Raw genomic sequence first — 17,130 nt, 5'->3', positions numbered from 1 at the left:
ATATTTTATGTCTGAAGAAAGAAAATCACTCAATTTTATTGAGCAAATTATAGAAGAAGATTTGGCAAAAGGAATGTCTAAAAACAGTCTTCGTTTTCGTTTTCCGCCAGAGCCTAATGGCTATTTACATATTGGGCACACTAAAGCTATAGGTATTAGCTTTGGTTTGGGCGAATATTATAACGCCCCGGTAAACCTTCGTTTTGATGATACTAATCCAGCTAAAGAAGAGCAGGAATATGTAGATGCTATTAAAGAAGATGTGGCTTGGTTAGGCTATAAGTGGGATAAAGAATTATTTTCTTCCGATTACTTTCAACAATTGTACGATTGGGCTGTTTATTTAATAAAAGAAGGAAAAGCCTATGTAGATTCTCAATCTAGTGAAGCTATGGCAGAACAAAAAGGAACACCAACTCAACCTGGGGTTGATGGGCCTTATAGAAATAGAAGTGTAGCTGAAAATTTGGATTTGTTCGAAAGGATGAAAGCTGGAGAGTTTGAAGAAGGAGAACATATTTTACGTGCAAAAATAGACATGCAACATCCTAATATGTTAATGCGCGATCCTATTATGTATCGTGTTTTAAAGAAACATCATCACAGAACGGCCAACGACTGGTGTATTTACCCAATGTACGATTGGACTCATGGAGAAAGTGATTACTTAGAGCAAATTTCGCATTCGCTTTGCTCTTTGGAGTTTAAGCCTCATAGAGAGCTTTACGATTGGTTCTTGGATCAAGTTGTCGATGAAGATAAATTAAGACCTAAACAACGCGAATTTGCCCGTTTAAACTTAAGTTACACCATAATGAGTAAACGGAAGTTGCTTAAATTGGTTGAAGATGGCGTTGTAAACGGTTGGGACGATCCTAGAATGCCTACCATTTCTGGATTACGACGCAGAGGTTACACACCAAATGCGATTCGAAAATTTGTTGAAACCGTTGGTGTGGCAAAACGCGAAAATATTATTGATGTGTCGCTATTAGAGTTTTGTATTCGCGAAGATTTAAACAAAACAGCACCGCGTGTTATGGCTGTTTTAAACCCTGTTAAATTGGTAATTACCAATTATCCGGAGGATAAAGTGGAGTGGTTGGATGCCGAAAATAACCAAGAAGATGAAAGTGCTGGCTTTAGAAAAGTACCGTTTTCTCGCGAGTTATATATTGAAAAAGAAGATTTTAAAGAAGAAGCCGGAAGTAAGTTTTTTAGATTAAAATTAGGAGGTGAAGTACGACTTAAAAACGCTTATATTATAAAGGCTGAAAGTGTTGTAAAAGATGCTAGTGGCGAGGTAACAGAAATTCATTGTACCTATTCTGAAGATACTTCTAGAAGAGTAAAAGGCACATTACATTGGGTGTCTATTGCGCATGCTGTAAAAGCTGAAGTTAGAGAATATGACAGGTTGTTTAACGACGAGGCTCCAGATAGTCATGCCGACAAAGATTTTATGGATTTTATAAATCCTAATTCGTTAAAAATTATAGAAGCTTTTGTTGAACCTAGTCTAACTGAGGCTAAGGTAGGAGACAGGTTTCAGTTTCAACGTTTAGGATATTTTAATGTAGATGATGATTCAACTCCAGAACATTTAGTATTTAATAAAACAGTTGGTTTGCGCGATACTTGGGCTAAGGTTAAGCCTAAACAAAACACGAATCAAAATCAGCAAAAACAAACACAACAAAATAACAGATCAGCTATCGAGCAAATAAAATCTTATGGTAAAAAGTATGATAGATTACCAGAAGATAAACAGGCTAAAGCTAAAGCTGAAATTCAAGAATTAGCTAAAAAAGTGAGTTATGACGAGCTTGAACCATTGTTTAATACTTCTGTTAAAAAATCTGGAACACGTATAATAACCATGATTGCTTTAGGGGTTTTATTAGCAAACGGTTTAGATAAGAATGATGCTATAAATTCATTTATTGCTAAAGCTTTAGATGATAAAAATGCTTTGTTGGTTGAAGAAGCTAAGGCTATTTCTTAATAATAGTTAATTTGGTTATACTATTTATTTTTTTGTACATTTAACTACTAACCAAACTTTTTTATTATGGATTTTTTAAACTTTCCTGCAATTCTTGTTGCAGCAGTTTCAGCATTATTTGTTGGTTTTATTTGGTACAATCCAAAAGTATTTGGAAATGCTTGGATGAAAGCTACAGGTTTAACTGAGGAACAATTAAAAGGTGCTAATATGGCTAAGATTTTTATACTAGCTTTTATTTTTGCATTTTTATTAGCTATGACTATGATGCAAATGAGTATTCATCAAACAGGGGCTTTAAGTTTAATTGGAGGCGATGCTAGTAAGGCATTACCATCATACGCAGCATTTATGGCCGATTATGGCGATGCTTTTAGAACTTACAAACATGGAGCTTTGCACGGTGTAATGGCTGGTATTTTTGTTGCTCTTCCTATTATTGGAACAAATGCTTTATTTGAGCGCAAAAGCGCAAAATATATTTTTATAAATAGTGGCTATTGGATAGTAACTTTAGGAATTATGGGGGCAATAGTTTGTGGTTGGAAATAATACTTTTGTAAACTTTTAACATATTTAAAGACTGAGGTAATTAACTTCGGTCTTTTTAATTTCATATTGATATATTATAAACTTTATAAAAATGCAAGTGATCTTCCTGAAGTATGGAATAGACTACCTATACAAGATATTTTTTTAAAAACAGATTTTTTAGAAAGTCTTGAAAAATCTGTACCAACTAATATTTCTGGCTATTATGTTGGTGTTTTTAAAAATAAAAATTTAGTTGGAATTGCCATTATTCAGCGCGTTGAAATGTATGCTGACGATATTTTTAGAAAAAGTAGCAATAGCGTATTAAAGCAGTTTGCAAAACAATTGGTGTCTAAAATTGTTAAAGGAAACGCTTTAGTTGTTGGCAATTTAATGCACACAGGGCAGCATGGAATTTATTTTAATGAAAATGAGATATCACAAAAGGATTATTTAAGTCAACTAGAAAAAGTAATTAATGAGTTAATAAAAGAAGTAAGGGCTAAATTCAATAAAAAAGTGAGAATTATTGTTTTTAAGGATTATTTTGAAAACGATAATATTCATAAAAGCCTAGCCTTTTTTAAAGCAAATAATCTATATAAAGTTCAAGTACAGCCAAATATGGTTTTTGATATTCCTGATACTTGGAAAAAAACCGAAGATTACATTTCAGCCTTCAATAAAAAATATCGTAGACGTTATAAAACTGCAAGGAAAAAATCTACCCTACTTAATTACAAAGAATTAGATGCTGAGTATATTAATAACAACTCTAAAACCCTATTTAATTTATATGAAACCGTTTCAGATAATGCCCGTGTTAATTCTTTTAAACTTCAAGAACAGCATTTCTATCAACTAAAAATTCACTTAAAAGATAATTTTAAGGTTATAGGTGTTTTTTTGCAGGAAGAGTTAGTTGGTTTTTATACACTTATTTTAAATGACAAAATATTAGAAACGTATTTTTTAGGCTATAAAAAATCTTTACAGCATGAGTATCAAATGTACTTGAATATGCTATTTAATATGGCTTCTTTTGGTATAGAAAATGGCTTCAAAAGGATTGTTTATGCTAGAACTGCTATGGAAATTAAAAGCTCAATAGGAGCTAAGCCACATACTATGCATGTATATTTAACTCATACTAATAGTTTTATTGCAAATACGATTTTAAAGGGAGTAGTAAGGTATATGAATCCTATGCGAAAATGGGAAGAACGGCATCCGTTTCAAAATTAATTTTATTAGTTTTATATATAAAAGCTAAAGGATAATTTACAAACAAAATATATGAGTTTAAGAGCCTTAATATTAACTATCATAAATAGTTTAGTTTTTTTAGTAATTGTAGTTCTTTCTATCACTTTTTATAATCAGTTTTCAAATGTATTACAGGAACGGATTTTACTCCAATTAAACTCTATTAAAACTCTAAAAAAGATTCAATTAGAAAATTTAATTCAATCGGAATGGAATAGTTTTTCAGAAGCTCCTTTTTCACAATACTCTACAGACACTTTTAATATTGCAGATATGGAAAACAAATTCCATGTTTCTGGAATTTATGATTTAACTAAATATCATAAAGAAAAGAAAACCTCTATAGGCCTTGTTGTAATTGATGGTAACCAAATGAAATTTAAAATAATAGCTTACAATAAAATAAAGAATATTTTACTAGAAAGAACAGGTATGGGTAATACCGGTGAATCTTATTTAGTAGGTGAAGATTATTTTATGAGGTCCCAATCAAGGTTTTTACCAAAAGAAAGACCTTTTGATATATTAGTAAAAACAGAAGGTTTAGTTAAAGCATTATCTGGTAAAGAAGGCAGGGGAGTTTATAAAGATTATAGAGGTGTTGAGGTTTATGGAGTGTATAGTCAAATTAGTATTTCTAAACTAAAATGGGTTATACTTTCTGAGATTGATAAAAGCGAGGTAATAGCGCCCTTAGAAGACTTAAAAAAGAGACTATTAGGGGTTATCTTAATAATTACAATAGTTGCTATAGTCTTATCATTATTTCTTACCAGAATAATAGCCAACCCAATTATTAATATGAAAAAGAGTTTAAAAATAATGGCTGATGGTGATTACAACCAATCAAACGAATTTGTAAAAAACTCTCATGAAATTAAAGAAATGTTTGAAGCTCTTGATAATTTAAAAAAGTCATTGCAAGGTGCTGTAAAGTTTTCAAATGAAATTGGTAAAATGAATTTAAAATCTCATTATGTTCCAAAAAGTAGCAATGATTCATTAGGTAAAAGCTTAGTGAAAATGAGAGATAAACTCATGGAATTTAGAAATAACGAAAATAAGAATCGTATAAATACCAAGCGACAATTAGTTGATAGTTTAGAAAATGAAAGACGAAGGCTTTCTCGCGAACTTCATGATGGTCTTGGGCCATTATTAACCTCATTAAAATTTTATATTGAAAACAAAATAGAGAGTAAAAAGCAACAAATTGAAATGAAAACAATTGTTGATGATACGATTTCTGAAATACGTTTAATGTCTAACGATTTAATGCCATCAACTCTTGATGATTTTGGAGTAGGAGCAACCTTAACTAATTTTGTAGATAGTATTAATAAGTCATCAGGAATTGTAATTGAATTTGAAGACCTTACCAAACAAACCAATAGTAAGATTACAAAAAATCAAGAAATAAATATTTTTAGAATCAATCAAGAATTAATAAATAATACTTTAAAACATGCTAATGCTAAAACCATTAGAATAACGTTATCTGAATTTGACGATTTTATATCCTTGTTTTATTTTGATGATGGAAGCGGTTTTAATATTAATAAAATAAAATTAGGTTCTGGAATAATAAATATTAAAGAGCGAGTTGAAATTTGTAATGGTGAAATTAAAATCAATTCAGTACCAGGGAGCACGAGTTTTGAAATTGAATTACCAATAGAAAATGAAAAAAATTAAGATAATAATTGCCGACGACCATGAGTTGTTTAGAAATGGCTTAAAAGAGTTATTAAAAAAATACAACGATATTGATATTGTTGATTGTGTTGGTGATGGTGAGGCATTTCTTGAAATAATAAAGAGTACAAAAAGTATAGATATAGTTCTTCTTGATATAACAATGCCAAAAATGGATGGTTTTGAGGTTTTAAACCAAATTAAGAGCCTTAATACTAATATTAAACCAATAATCATTTCCATGCATGATGACGGCATATATATTGCTAAATGTGCCAAAAACGGAGCCTATAGTTATTTACTCAAAAATACAGATCAAGATGAATTAATTAAGGTAATACGAATAGTAAGTGAAGGGAAAAAGTACTTTAGCCCAAAAATCTCTGAAAAGATGATTAATTACATGTCTGAACAAACTATAAGCGAAAATATTCTTTCTAAAAAAGAACAAGAAGTTTTAGAGCTAATATCTAAAGGTTTAACAACTAAAGAAATAGCCTCAAAATTATTTGTGAGCTCTCGAACAATTGAAACGCATCGTGCAAATATTATAAAAAAGTTAGAAGTTAAAAATACGGCAGAACTTATAAAAAAGGCCACCAAAATAAATCTTATTTAGTTCTATATCCGTATAAATACGGATGCACATTGGGTGATTTCTTATACCTTATAAACCTATGCTTTGTGTTTAATTTTACATAAAATTAAATAGAAGATAGGTTATGAGAAATACAATTTTAACATTATTAGTAGTTTTACTTTCGGTAAGTCTTTATGCGCAAAAAAGAAGCGACTTTAAAGGTCCGGAATATAAAAATTATAAGCCTTGGTTGCATAAAAGTGAGCCTACTTTAGTTTATACAGTAGAAACCAAAACAAAATTAACAGGCCCAGAACATAAAAACCAAAAGCCTTGGAAAAATAAAGCAAATAAAGATTATGTAGCTATTGTTTATGGTTCAGATCGTTCTAAACTAAAAGGACCTGCCTATAAAAACTATAAACCATGGCTTAAAGACAATGATTAATTTAAGTTTAAAGGGATTTAAATTAAAGGCTATCAACCAAATATTGGCTGATAGCTTTTTTTATTAATATAAATATAAGTGCGATGGAGTTTTACAGTAAAGTTAAGTGGGTTTTAGGTATTTTGATGGTATTTATATTAATAGTAGCCACTAACTTAATTGACAGGAACAATTTTAAGAGAGTCAATGAATCTGTTGTCGCAATTTATGAAGACAGGCTTATAGCTAGCAATTTGGTATTTGAGATGTTTAAGCTAGTTAATAAAAAGGAAGTTGCTCTAAAATTAACAGATACGTTATTTTTTAATCAGGAAAATGAAATAGTAAATACAAATATTAATAACCTCGTATTAAGGTTTGAATTAACAAAGCTTACGCCCGATGAACATGTTGTTTTTGATGATTTTAAAAATAATTTTGAAACTCTTAAAAGTTTAGATAATAACTTTATATCATCGAATTTTAAGAATAAAATTAATCAAGAAAATATGATTACTCATATTAATAAAAACCTAGATGACTTATCTAAAATTCAATTAACAGAAGGTAAAAGACAGATGTCTATTGGTAAAAAAGCTCTAAGTTCAGTAGAATTTTTAACTCAATTAGAAATCTGTCTACTAATTTTATTAGCAATTACTATTCAGATAATTGTTATGTATAAACCCAAGTAGCTGGGTTATTTTTTTTCTTTATTTCTTGCTTCTTTCATAGCCTCGCCAATTTGGTTACTTGCTGCAAAGCTTGCAACCATATCATTTAGCATATTACTTCCTGCTTGTGGTGCATTAGGTAAAAGAATTAAGTTACTATTTGTTTCTTCACCTAACGATTGTAACGTATCATAATGTTGTGTTACAACGATTAATGCAGAAGCTTCTTGACTATTTATACCAACACGGTTTAAAACCTCTACAGACTCTTCTAAACCACGTGCAATTTCACGACGTTGGTCTGCAATACCTTGTCCTTGTAAACGTTTGCTTTCTGCTTCTGCTTTTGCTTTTTCAACAATTAAAATACGCGCAGCATCACCTTCAAATTGAGCTGCAATTTTTTCACGCTCAGAAGCATTAATTCTATTCATAGCCTCTTTTACTTGGGCATCTGGATCAATATCGGTTACTAAGGTTTTAATAATATCAAAACCATAATCAGACATGGCATCATTCAATTCTGCTTTTACTGCTAAGGCGATATCATCTTTTTTAACAAATACATCGTCTAATTTCATTTTAGGTACTTCGGCACGAACCACATCAAAAACATAACTTGTAATTTGATCGTGAGGATAATCTAACTTATAGAAAGCATCATAAACTTTTTCTTTAATTACTTTGTATTGTACAGATACTTTAAGGCGTACAAAAACATCATCTAACGTTTTTGTTTCTATAATAACATCTAATTGCTGAATTTTTAAACTTAACCGACCAGCAATTTTATCTACTAACGGAATTTTAAGTTGTAAACCAGATTGACGAATACTTTGAAACTTACCAAAGCGTTCTATAATAGCTGCTGTTTGTTGTTTAACAACAAAAAAGGAGGATATTAAAATAAATAATCCAATAACTACAAATGGGATAAAAGCGAAACTCATAATTGTTTAATTAAAATGGTTGAAAATAAGAATTACTAAATTAAGTTATATTTGTTCACTTAACCCTAAAATAGCATGAAAAAAACACAACTTTATCTATTAGTAGCATTCTCAATGTGTTTTGTTACAAAAAGTTTTACTCAAAAAGGCGAATACGATATTGTAAATGGTATTGGCATTTTTGGTGGTATTACAAAAGTGAATCTTGCTACAGATAATTTTACCACAACTGAAGGCGATGGATTTATTGGCGGCTTTAGCGCTACAGTTGAAATTCCTCATAGATGGTATAACATGAGTTATGGTTTACATTTATCTGAAAGCACAATTAGTATTTTAGGAAGACCAACTGCGTTGAGTACTACAAATGAGTTTATTGATTATAAAATTTTCGCAGCTCAATTAGCATTAATGGCGCATATAAAATTGGCAGGTAGTTATGTTACTTTAGATCTTGGACCAATGTTACAATACAATAGTCGTTTAGAGTTTAAGGATAACACTCAAGAAGGTTATTATATTAATAATTATGCTAATTTATTAGCTACAGATATTAGTAATATTTCGCAATTTAATTTGAATGGGGCTGTAGGTATAACAGCTGGTTTTAAGTTTTTAAAACTAAGGGCACATTATATTTATGGTGCCACAAACCTATTAAAAAAGCTTGAAAGCGAAGATATAGATACTTCTGGTGGCGATTCTCGTTTTAAAGGAAATATGTCTATGTTGTTGTTTGGTGCTATGGTTTCTTTTTAAGTAATAATTTATTTTCAGCATTAAATACTTTTATCATTTAAATAGTAGAAGTTATATCTACTACCACGATTAGAAAATATTATACATAAAATTATTTAATACGCTTTGCATGGGTTGTAAAAGATAAACCTTGTTGCCCCATGGTAGAACTCATAACGCCCTCAAATAGAGGTTCTGGACAGTTTTTTGGAATTTTCCAGTCAAAAATAAAGTTAGAACCTGTTCCTCCAGTCACATCAATTTCATCAATTATTATCTCTGTTGTTTCCATAGGAGCCAAATAAATTGGAAAATCAAAATATTTTCTAATTGACTTTCCATGTGTGTCGTAATATTCCGCTTTAATAATATAAATTGAATCAGATTCACTTGTGTTTCTTAAACTTATCATTGCTGTTAAGTTATGTGTTCTATGTTGTGATAAACTATAAATCTGTGAATAAATTGAAAGATATGATTTACCAAATTCAAGCGAATCTTTAGTATTTAAATCAGTCTTTCTTTTCGACCAGTTTTCTGGATTAATAGAACTAATTTCTTTCTTTTCGTCACAACTAAAAAGTTGAAAAGCTAGTATTAATATTAAAACATATATTTTCATTTTAGAGTGATTTTTATATTGATTGAAAAATTTTTAATTCCCTTTTTTTAAATTGAAGCATGTGTAACGAATTTATTGTTTTTTTTCTTATAAAGCCAACTTACCATTAATAAAAAAGCCTCTTTACAATAATAAAGAGGCTTTTTTTATATTGTTAATTAAGAGATTATATTATAATGTACTAATTACATTCTTAATTCGTTTAACAGATTCTGTTTTTCCAATCATATACATAATATCAAAAACATCTGGACCTTGTAGGGCACCAACTAAGGCTAAACGTAGAGGCATCATGACTTTACCAAAACCAATTTCGTTAGTTGTTATCCAGCCTTTAATAGCCGCTTGAAGGTTTGCAACTGAAAAATCTTCGATGTTATTTACAATAGAAACAACTTCAGATAAAATATCTTTAGTATCGTCTTTAAACGCTTTTTTTGATGCTTTTTCATCATAAGATAAAGGAGCAGAAAAGAAGAAATGACTCAAGTCCCAAAAATCGAAAACAAAACTAGCACGTTCTTTAATTAAGTCAATTACCATAGAGATGTAATTGATATCAATTTCTGCTAATTCAGTATTGTGATTTTTAAAAGCTTCAGCTAATACATCATTATGTTGCTCTTGCATGTAATGATGGTTAAACCATTTTATTTTATCAGGATCGAAACGAGCACCAGATTTGTTTACTTTTTTTAAATCGAAAGCAGTAATTAATTCTTCAAGATTAAAAATTTCTTGCTCTGTTCCTGGATTCCAACCTAAAAATGCTAAGAAGTTAACCATGGCTTCTGGAAAATAACCATCTTCTTTGTAACCTCTAGAAATTTCTTTTGTTTTTGGGTCTGTCCATTGTAATGGAAAAACAGGGAAACCTAATTTATCGCCATCACGTTTGCTTAATTTTCCTTTTCCTGTAGGTTTTAAAATAAGTGGTAAATGAGCAAATTCTGGAGCTTCCCAACCAAATGCTTTGTATAATTGAAAGTGTAAAGCTAAACTTGGTAACCACTCTTCTCCACGTATAACATGCGATATTTCCATTAAATGGTCATCAACAATATTGGCTAAGTGGTAAGTTGGCATTCCATCACTTTTAAACAATACTTTATCGTCTAGAATATTGGTGTCAATTTTAATATCGCCACGAATAATATCTGTTAAGTGCAAGGTTTCATCTTGAGGCGATTTAAAACGAATTACATAATCATCTCCAGCATCTAATTTAGCTTTTACATCTTCCGCGCTAAGCGATAAAGAATTGCTTAATTTTAGTCTGTTATGCCAATTGTAAATAAAGGTTTTTCCTTTAGCTTCATGGTCTTTTCTATGAAAATCTAAAGTATCAGCAGTATCAAAAGCATAATAAGCGTTGCCAGAAGCAATCAATTCTTCAGCATATTGTTTATATAATTGCTTACGTTCGCTTTGTCTGTATGGTCCAAATGTTTCGTTTTTATTTGGCCCTTCATCAAACGGAATACCACACCAATTTAAAGCGTCAATAATATATTTTTCTGCGCCTTCAACATAGCGATTTTGGTCGGTATCTTCAATTCTTAAAACAAAAGTGCCACCATGTTTTTTAGCGAATAAATAGTTGAATAAAGCAGTACGAACTCCGCCAATATGTAAAGGTCCTGTTGGGCTAGGTGCAAATCGCACACGAACGTTATTAGTCATGTTTTGTAAATTTGTGGCAAAGATACAATTAACAGATAATTATAAACCCCGTAAAAAATAAAATTGTAGTTTAGTCTATTAAATCAGTTTTTTCATTTCCAAGAAGGTGGAAATTTTACACAAACATGAATAATTTTAAAGACATACAAAACAAATTAGAAGCGTTTATTAGGCGTTACTACACCAATGAGTTGCTTAAAGGGACTATCTTGTTTTTTGCTATTGGTTTGCTGTATTTTTTGTTTACACTATTTATTGAGCACTTATTGTGGTTAAACACAACCTTTAGATCTGTATTGTTTTGGCTGTTTATTACTGTAGAATTAGGCTTACTCGTTAAGTTTATTTTAATACCAGTTGCTAAGTTATTAAAGCTACAAAAAGGTATAAACTACGAAGTAGCATCAAAAATTATTGGTACACATTTTCCTGAAGTGAATGATAAATTGTTGAATGTTTTACAATTAAGCGAAAATGACTCTCAATCAGAATTATTACTTGCAAGTATAGAACAGAAGTCTCTAGAGTTAAAACCTGTACCGTTTAAATTGGCTGTTAATTTTAAAGCTAATATGGGTTATTTAAAATATGCTGCTATACCTGTTGCTATTTTACTTTTAACTTTTTTTACTGGAAATTTTAATTTGTTTAGTGATAGTTATAAACGTGTTGTACACTACAAAACAGCTTATGAGCCTCCAGCTCCATTTCAGTTTTTTGTGGTAAATGAAAATTTAAATGCTATTGAAAATACAGATTTCAAATTACTTGTAAAAACAGCTGGAGATGTAATTCCAGAAAGTGTTCAAATTAATTATAATAATGAAACTTATTTTTTACAACAAAAAGCTGTAGCCGAATTCGAATATGTGTTTACACAACCCAAAGAAGCTATTGTTTTTCAATTAATGGCTAATGATGTAACATCAAAACCATATACAGTTAATGTAGTTAAAACGCCATCTTTATTAAATTTTGAAATGGTATTAGATTACCCAAGTTACACAAAAAAAAGAGATGAAGTTTTTAAAAGTACAGGGAATGCTTTAGTTCCAGAAGGTACTAAAATAAAATGGCAACTAAGTACAAAATCAACTGATAATGTGCACCTATTTGCCAAAGACACACTTAAATTTAAGCCAGTAAATACCGGTATTTTTGTAGGTTCTAAGCAAGTTTTTTCAAATTTCGATTACACTTTAAGCACAAGCAATAAAAACTTAAAAAACTATGAAAATTTAGCTTTTAGTATTGATGTGATAAAAGATCAGTATCCTGAAATTAATTTAAAAGTTGAAAAAGATAGTCTGGATCAACAATCACTATATTTCTATGGGCAAGTTAGTGATGATTATGGTTTTACCAAGCTACAAATGGTTTATTATCCTTCAGGTAATGAAAAAGACAAACAATTTGAAGTAATACCTGTTACCAATTCAAACATCGCAGATTTTATTACTGCTTTTCCTAATAATTTGAATATACCAGAAGGAATTTCTTATGACGTATATTTTCAAGTATATGATAACGATAAAGTTAATCGTTTTAAAAGTGTTAAAAGTCATGTATACACATACAGAAGAAGAACTCAAGATGAAGAAGCTCAAAAAAATCTTGATGAACAAAGTAAAACCATTAAAGATTTAAATAAATCTTTAGAAAAGTTTGATGAACAAGAGAAAAAGTTAGAAGAATTAACTAAAACACAAAAAGAAAAGTCCAATTTAAATTTTAATGATAAGAAGAAGTTAGAATCATTTTTTAAACGTCAGAAAGAGCAAGATGAAATGATGAAAAACTTCAATAAAAAATTAAAAGATAATTTAGAAGAATTCCAAAAAGAAATAACAGAAGAAGATAAATTTAAAGAGGATTTAAAAAAGCGTTTAAAAGATAATGAAGAAAAACTTGAACGTGATGAAAAATTATTGGATGAAATTGAAAAACTTCAAGAAAAAATTAATAATGAAGATTTAATAAAAAAGCTAGATGAACTTGCTAAGCAGAATAAAAATAAAAAGCGTAGTCTAGAACAATTATTAGAGTTAACAAAACGGTTTTACGTTGATAAGAAATTAGAAAAACTCAAAGATGATTTAAACAAGTTAGCTGATAAACAAGAAGAACTATCCAATACAACTGATAAAGAAAACACTAAAGAAAAGCAAGACGATTTAAACAGTCAGTTTGATAATTATAAAAAAGAAATTGAAGAATTAGAAAAAGAAAGTAGCAAATTAAAAAAGCCTATAGATATACCTAGAGATAAATTAGATGAACAAGAAGTTGATAATGAACAGAAAAAAGCCTCTGATGAATTACAACAAAAAGAAGAAAAATTAGATTCTGATAAAACTCCTAACGATCAACAAAAGCAAAATTTAGAAAACGCTAAAAAAAGTCAAAAGAAAGCAGCTCAAAAAATGAAAAAGATGAGCCAAAAAATGCAAAATTCAATGCAATCTGGAGGCGGAGAACAAATGCAAGAAGATGTTGATATGCTTAGACAAATTCTAGATAATCTAGTATTGTTCTCTTTTAACCAAGAGGAGCTCATGAATAATTTTAAATCTATAGAAGCTAATAATAATCATTTTGCTTCTTATCTTAAGAAACAAAATAATCTAAGAGAACACTTTGAGCATGTTGATGATAGTTTATTTGCTTTATCTCTACGCCAACCTAAACTCTCAGAACAAGTTAATAACGAAATTACAGAAGTATATTATAATATTGATAAAGCATTAAGTTTGCTGGCAGAAAATCAATTATATCAAGGAATATCAAATCAACAATTTACAATTACAGCAGCAAATAATCTAGCTAATTTTTTAAGTGATGTACTAGATAATATGCAAGAAAGCATGAGCATGTCTGCTGGCAAAGGAGGACAAGGGGATATGCAGTTACCAGACATCATTATGAGTCAAGAAGAGCTTAATAAAATGATGGAAGAGGGTATGAAGAAAGGTGAGCAAGGAAAACCTAAAAAAGGTGAAGGCAAAAAACCTGGGGAAAGTGATAATGAAGGTGAAAAAGGAAAAGATGGAAAACCAGGTGAAAATGGTATGGAAAAGAGTTATCAAAAAGGAAAGAACGGTCAACAAACTGGTGGAGAGGGCGAAGGTACTAGTGGGGGTGATAGTGAGCTACTTTATCAAATTTACCAACAACAACAACAATTGCGTCAAGCATTACAAGATAAATTAGCGAAAGAAGGTAATGGTGGAAATGGTGATGCTTTAGTTAGAAAAATGGAAGACATTGAATTAGATTTATTAAATAAGGGTTTTACACAACAAACCCTTCAAAAAATGATGGCATTAAAACATCAATTATTAAAGCTTGAAAACGCAACATTTCAACAGGGTGAGGATAATAAGCGTGAATCTGAAACCAATAAGAATAGATTCGATAATAACTCCAATAATCAAATTCCAACAGCAAAACAATATTTTCAAACTACAGAAATATTAAATAGACAAGCTTTACCTTTGCAGCAAGTTTACAAAAAGAAAGTGCAAGAATATTTCAAAAAGGATTATGATTAATTTCAATTACGAAACCAATTTTAAATTAGATTCTGAAGATAAATTATCAACATGGATCACTAATACAATTTTATCGGAAAAATTCAAATTAGAAGAAATTAATTATGTGTTTTGTGATGATGATTATTTACATAAATTAAATGTCGAGTTTCTAGATCATGATACATTAACAGATATTATTAGTTTCGATTATTCAGTCGGAAAAATAATACAAGGAGACATTTTTATATCAGTTGAAAGAGTAATAGATAATGCTAAAGATTTTGGAGTTTCATTTAGTGAAGAATTAAATCGTGTAATAATTCATGGCATTTTACATTATTGTGGATATAAGGATAAAACAGATAATGAAGCAAAAGAAATGCGTAATAAAGAAAACCACTACTTAGCTTTACTTGTTTGATATCCAAGATTTCAATGTATATTTGCAAACCAAAATTTTATTTTGTTCCACGTGGAACATGTGTTTTTAATGAATAGATAAAAGTGTAATCATGTTTAATGAAGTTTATGATGTTATTGTAGTAGGTGGTGGGCATGCAGGAAGTGAAGCTGCTGCTGCTGCTGCAAATATGGGCAGTAAAACATTGCTTGTTACTATGAACCTACAAAACATTGCTCAAATGTCTTGTAATCCTGCTATGGGAGGAATAGCAAAGGGGCAAATTGTACGTGAAATTGATGCACTTGGTGGTTATAGTGGCATTGTTTCAGACACTTCGGCTATTCAATTTAAAATGCTGAATAAATCTAAAGGACCTGCAATGTGGAGTCCAAGAGTGCAAAGTGATAGAATGCGTTTTGCAGAAGATTGGAGATTACTTTTAGAAGGCACACCAAATCTAGATTTTTATCAAGAAATGGTTTCAGGTTTATTAGTAGAAAATCATAAAGTAATAGGGGTAAAAACCTCTTTGGGCATTTCTATAAAAGCAAAGTCTGTTGTTTTGACTAATGGTACTTTTTTAAATGGTTTAATACATATAGGTGATAAAAATTTTGGAGGTGGTAGAGCAGGAGAAAGAGCAGCAACTGGAATTACAGAACAATTAGTTAATTTAGGTTTTGAATCTGGTAGAATGAAAACAGGTACACCGCCACGTGTAGATGGTAGATCTTTAGATTATTCTAAAATGCTAGAGCAGCCAGGAGATGCTAATCCGGAAAAATTTTCTTATTTAGATACTACAAAACCATTAGAAAAACAACGTTCTTGCCACATGACTTATACAAGTCTTGAAGTGCACGATTTGCTACGTGAAGGTTTTGATAGATCGCCAATGTTTAACGGTAGAATTAAAAGTTTAGGCCCACGTTATTGTCCTTCTATTGAAGATAAGATTAATCGTTTTGCAGATAAAGATAAACATCAATTGTTTATTGAACCCGAAGGTTGGAATACTTGTGAGGTTTATGTCAATGGGTTTTCTACTTCTTTACCAGAAGATGTTCAATTTAAAGCATTACGTTCTGTAGTAGGTTTTGAAAATGTGAAGTTTTTTAGACCAGGATATGCTATAGAGTATGATTATTTTCCGCCAACACAATTAAAACACACATTAGAAACTAAGCTAGTAGATGGTTTATATTTTGCTGGTCAAATTAACGGAACTACAGGTTATGAAGAAGCAGCTTCCCAAGGTTTAATGGCCGGTATAAATGCTAGTTTAAAAGTTCAAGAAAAAGATCCATTTACTTTAAAAAGAGACGAAGCTTATATTGGCGTTTTAGTTGATGATTTAATAACTAAAGGCACAGAAGAGCCTTATAGAATGTTTACATCCAGGGCAGAATATAGAACATTGTTAAGACAGGATAATGCAGATAAAAGATTAACTCCAAAAGGTTTTGAACTTGGTTTGGCTTCTGAAAAGCGTTTAAAGCGAATGGAGGAAAAGCATGAAGCTGCAGAAAAATTTGTAGATTTTTTTGAAACTCAAAGCGTAAAGCCAGAAGTTATAAACCCTATTTTAGAATCTAAAAAATCTGCTTTAGTTAAACAATCTGGAAAACTCTTTAAAGTTTTTGCAAGACCTAATATTGAGATGGATGATATTAGAAAAGTAGAAAGTGTCGAGGCTTATATACAAGAAAACAAATTAGATAGTGAAGTAATAGAACAGGCAGAAATTCAAGTTAAATATGCAGGCTATATTGCCAAAGAAAAAAATAATGCAGATAAGTTAACGCGATTAGAATACGTTAAGATTCCAGAAAATTTTGACTATTCAAAAATTAAATCTATGAGTTTTGAAGCACGAGAAAAATTAAAAAAAATTCAACCAACTACAGTTTCGCAAGCGTCAAGAATTAGTGGTGTTTCTCCAAATGATATTTCTGTTTTGTTGGTTTATATGGGTCGCTAATTATAACGAATAATTTAAACGTTCCACGTGGAACACTAA

At 30.2% G+C, this 17,130-nt stretch carries 14 protein-coding genes; 11 read left to right on the top strand and 3 right to left on the bottom strand.

Going from position 1 to position 17,130, the window contains the following annotated elements:
* Positions 1–7: 7 nt before the first annotated feature.
* The 7 genes from Q0842_RS00185 (at position 8) to Q0842_RS00155 (ending at position 7,202) form a co-directional block, all read left to right on the top strand.
* Complete coding sequence (locus tag Q0842_RS00185) at positions 8–2,005, top strand: glutamine--tRNA ligase/YqeY domain fusion protein (RefSeq protein WP_298492646.1); 1,998 nt, start codon at positions 8–10, stop codon at positions 2,003–2,005.
* A gap of 66 nt (positions 2,006–2,071) precedes the next feature.
* Positions 2,072–2,557: a DUF1761 domain-containing protein gene (locus tag Q0842_RS00180; protein ID WP_298492644.1), complete on the top strand. Its 486-nt coding sequence runs from the start codon at positions 2,072–2,074 to the stop codon at positions 2,555–2,557.
* Between the two features lie 66 nt (positions 2,558–2,623).
* A complete protein-coding gene (locus Q0842_RS00175) occupies positions 2,624–3,784 on the top strand; it encodes a GNAT family N-acetyltransferase (RefSeq protein ID WP_298492642.1) in 1,161 nt (386 codons plus the stop codon).
* A 51-nt stretch (positions 3,785–3,835) separates the two neighbouring features.
* Positions 3,836–5,500 (top strand): ATP-binding protein, encoded by a 1,665-nt coding sequence (locus Q0842_RS00170; RefSeq protein ID WP_298492639.1) that lies wholly within the window; start codon positions 3,836–3,838, stop codon positions 5,498–5,500.
* A complete protein-coding gene (locus Q0842_RS00165; protein ID WP_298492637.1) occupies positions 5,487–6,119 on the top strand; it encodes a response regulator transcription factor in 633 nt (210 codons plus the stop codon). Before Q0842_RS00170 ends, Q0842_RS00165 begins: the two co-directional genes overlap by 14 nt.
* A gap of 103 nt (positions 6,120–6,222) precedes the next feature.
* On the top strand, positions 6,223–6,528 hold the full coding sequence (locus Q0842_RS00160) for a hypothetical protein (protein ID WP_298492634.1): 306 nt from the start codon (positions 6,223–6,225) through the stop codon (positions 6,526–6,528).
* 83 nt (positions 6,529–6,611) lie between these two features.
* The gene (locus Q0842_RS00155; protein WP_298492631.1) at positions 6,612–7,202 is read left to right on the top strand and encodes an MCP four helix bundle domain-containing protein; all 591 of its coding nucleotides are present in this window, start codon (positions 6,612–6,614) and stop codon (positions 7,200–7,202) included.
* A gap of 5 nt (positions 7,203–7,207) precedes the next feature.
* On the opposite strand, the gene Q0842_RS00150 is transcribed toward Q0842_RS00155, so the two are convergent.
* Positions 7,208–8,131 carry an SPFH domain-containing protein gene (locus tag Q0842_RS00150; protein WP_298492628.1) on the bottom strand — a complete coding sequence of 308 codons (924 nt, stop codon included), beginning with the start codon at positions 8,129–8,131 and terminating at the stop codon, positions 7,208–7,210.
* Positions 8,132–8,206: 75 nt separating this feature from the next.
* Here Q0842_RS00150 and Q0842_RS00145 point away from each other — a divergent pair, with 75 nt between their 5' ends.
* Entirely contained in the window at positions 8,207–8,890 is a 684-nt protein-coding gene (locus Q0842_RS00145) for a hypothetical protein (protein WP_298492625.1), read from the top strand.
* Positions 8,891–8,981: 91 nt separating this feature from the next.
* Here the strand turns inward: Q0842_RS00145 and Q0842_RS00140 are convergent, their stop codons facing one another.
* Complete coding sequence (locus tag Q0842_RS00140) at positions 8,982–9,491, bottom strand: DUF3124 domain-containing protein (protein WP_298492622.1); 510 nt, start codon at positions 9,489–9,491, stop codon at positions 8,982–8,984.
* A 171-nt stretch (positions 9,492–9,662) separates the two neighbouring features.
* On the bottom strand, positions 9,663–11,174 hold the full coding sequence (gene gltX / locus Q0842_RS00135; protein WP_298492619.1) for a glutamate--tRNA ligase: 1,512 nt from the start codon (positions 11,172–11,174) through the stop codon (positions 9,663–9,665).
* A gap of 125 nt (positions 11,175–11,299) precedes the next feature.
* Between gltX and Q0842_RS00130 the strand changes: the two genes are divergently transcribed.
* From Q0842_RS00130 to mnmG, 3 genes are all read left to right on the top strand, one after another.
* Positions 11,300–14,725 (top strand): DUF4175 family protein, encoded by a 3,426-nt coding sequence (locus Q0842_RS00130; protein ID WP_298492616.1) that lies wholly within the window; start codon positions 11,300–11,302, stop codon positions 14,723–14,725.
* Complete coding sequence (gene ybeY, locus Q0842_RS00125; RefSeq protein ID WP_298492613.1) at positions 14,718–15,128, top strand: rRNA maturation RNase YbeY; 411 nt, start codon at positions 14,718–14,720, stop codon at positions 15,126–15,128. The genes Q0842_RS00130 and ybeY overlap by 8 nt, the downstream gene beginning before the upstream one ends.
* Positions 15,129–15,219: 91 nt before the next feature.
* Positions 15,220–17,091 (top strand): tRNA uridine-5-carboxymethylaminomethyl(34) synthesis enzyme MnmG, encoded by a 1,872-nt coding sequence (mnmG, locus tag Q0842_RS00120; RefSeq protein WP_298492610.1) that lies wholly within the window; start codon positions 15,220–15,222, stop codon positions 17,089–17,091.
* Positions 17,092–17,130: the final 39 nt, after the last annotated feature.

This window comes from uncultured Algibacter sp., assembly GCF_947495675.1.
GTDB lineage: Bacteria > Bacteroidota > Bacteroidia > Flavobacteriales > Flavobacteriaceae > Algibacter_B.
Note: the sequence above shows the minus strand (reverse complement) of the source record. Positions and strands in the feature narration are given on the sequence as shown.

Excerpts from the sequence above, each read along its gene's own strand:
- Q0842_RS00185 (WP_298492646.1), top strand. The coding sequence starts at position 8 with ATGTCTGAAGAAAGAAAATCACTCAATTTTATTGAGCAAATTATAGAA.
- Q0842_RS00180 (WP_298492644.1), top strand. The coding sequence starts at position 2,072 with ATGGATTTTTTAAACTTTCCTGCAATTCTTGTTGCAGCAGTTTCAGCA.
- Q0842_RS00170 (WP_298492639.1), top strand. The coding sequence starts at position 3,836 with ATGAGTTTAAGAGCCTTAATATTAACTATCATAAATAGTTTAGTTTTT.
- Q0842_RS00165 (WP_298492637.1), top strand. The coding sequence starts at position 5,487 with ATGAAAAAAATTAAGATAATAATTGCCGACGACCATGAGTTGTTTAGA.
- Q0842_RS00160 (WP_298492634.1), top strand. The coding sequence starts at position 6,223 with ATGAGAAATACAATTTTAACATTATTAGTAGTTTTACTTTCGGTAAGT.
- Q0842_RS00155 (WP_298492631.1), top strand. The coding sequence starts at position 6,612 with ATGGAGTTTTACAGTAAAGTTAAGTGGGTTTTAGGTATTTTGATGGTA.
- Q0842_RS00150 (WP_298492628.1), bottom strand. The coding sequence starts at position 8,131 with ATGAGTTTCGCTTTTATCCCATTTGTAGTTATTGGATTATTTATTTTA.
- Q0842_RS00145 (WP_298492625.1), top strand. The coding sequence starts at position 8,207 with ATGAAAAAAACACAACTTTATCTATTAGTAGCATTCTCAATGTGTTTT.
- Q0842_RS00140 (WP_298492622.1), bottom strand. The coding sequence starts at position 9,491 with ATGAAAATATATGTTTTAATATTAATACTAGCTTTTCAACTTTTTAGT.
- gltX (WP_298492619.1), bottom strand. The coding sequence starts at position 11,174 with ATGACTAATAACGTTCGTGTGCGATTTGCACCTAGCCCAACAGGACCT.
- Q0842_RS00130 (WP_298492616.1), top strand. The coding sequence starts at position 11,300 with ATGAATAATTTTAAAGACATACAAAACAAATTAGAAGCGTTTATTAGG.
- ybeY (WP_298492613.1), top strand. The coding sequence starts at position 14,718 with ATGATTAATTTCAATTACGAAACCAATTTTAAATTAGATTCTGAAGAT.
- mnmG (WP_298492610.1), top strand. The coding sequence starts at position 15,220 with ATGTTTAATGAAGTTTATGATGTTATTGTAGTAGGTGGTGGGCATGCA.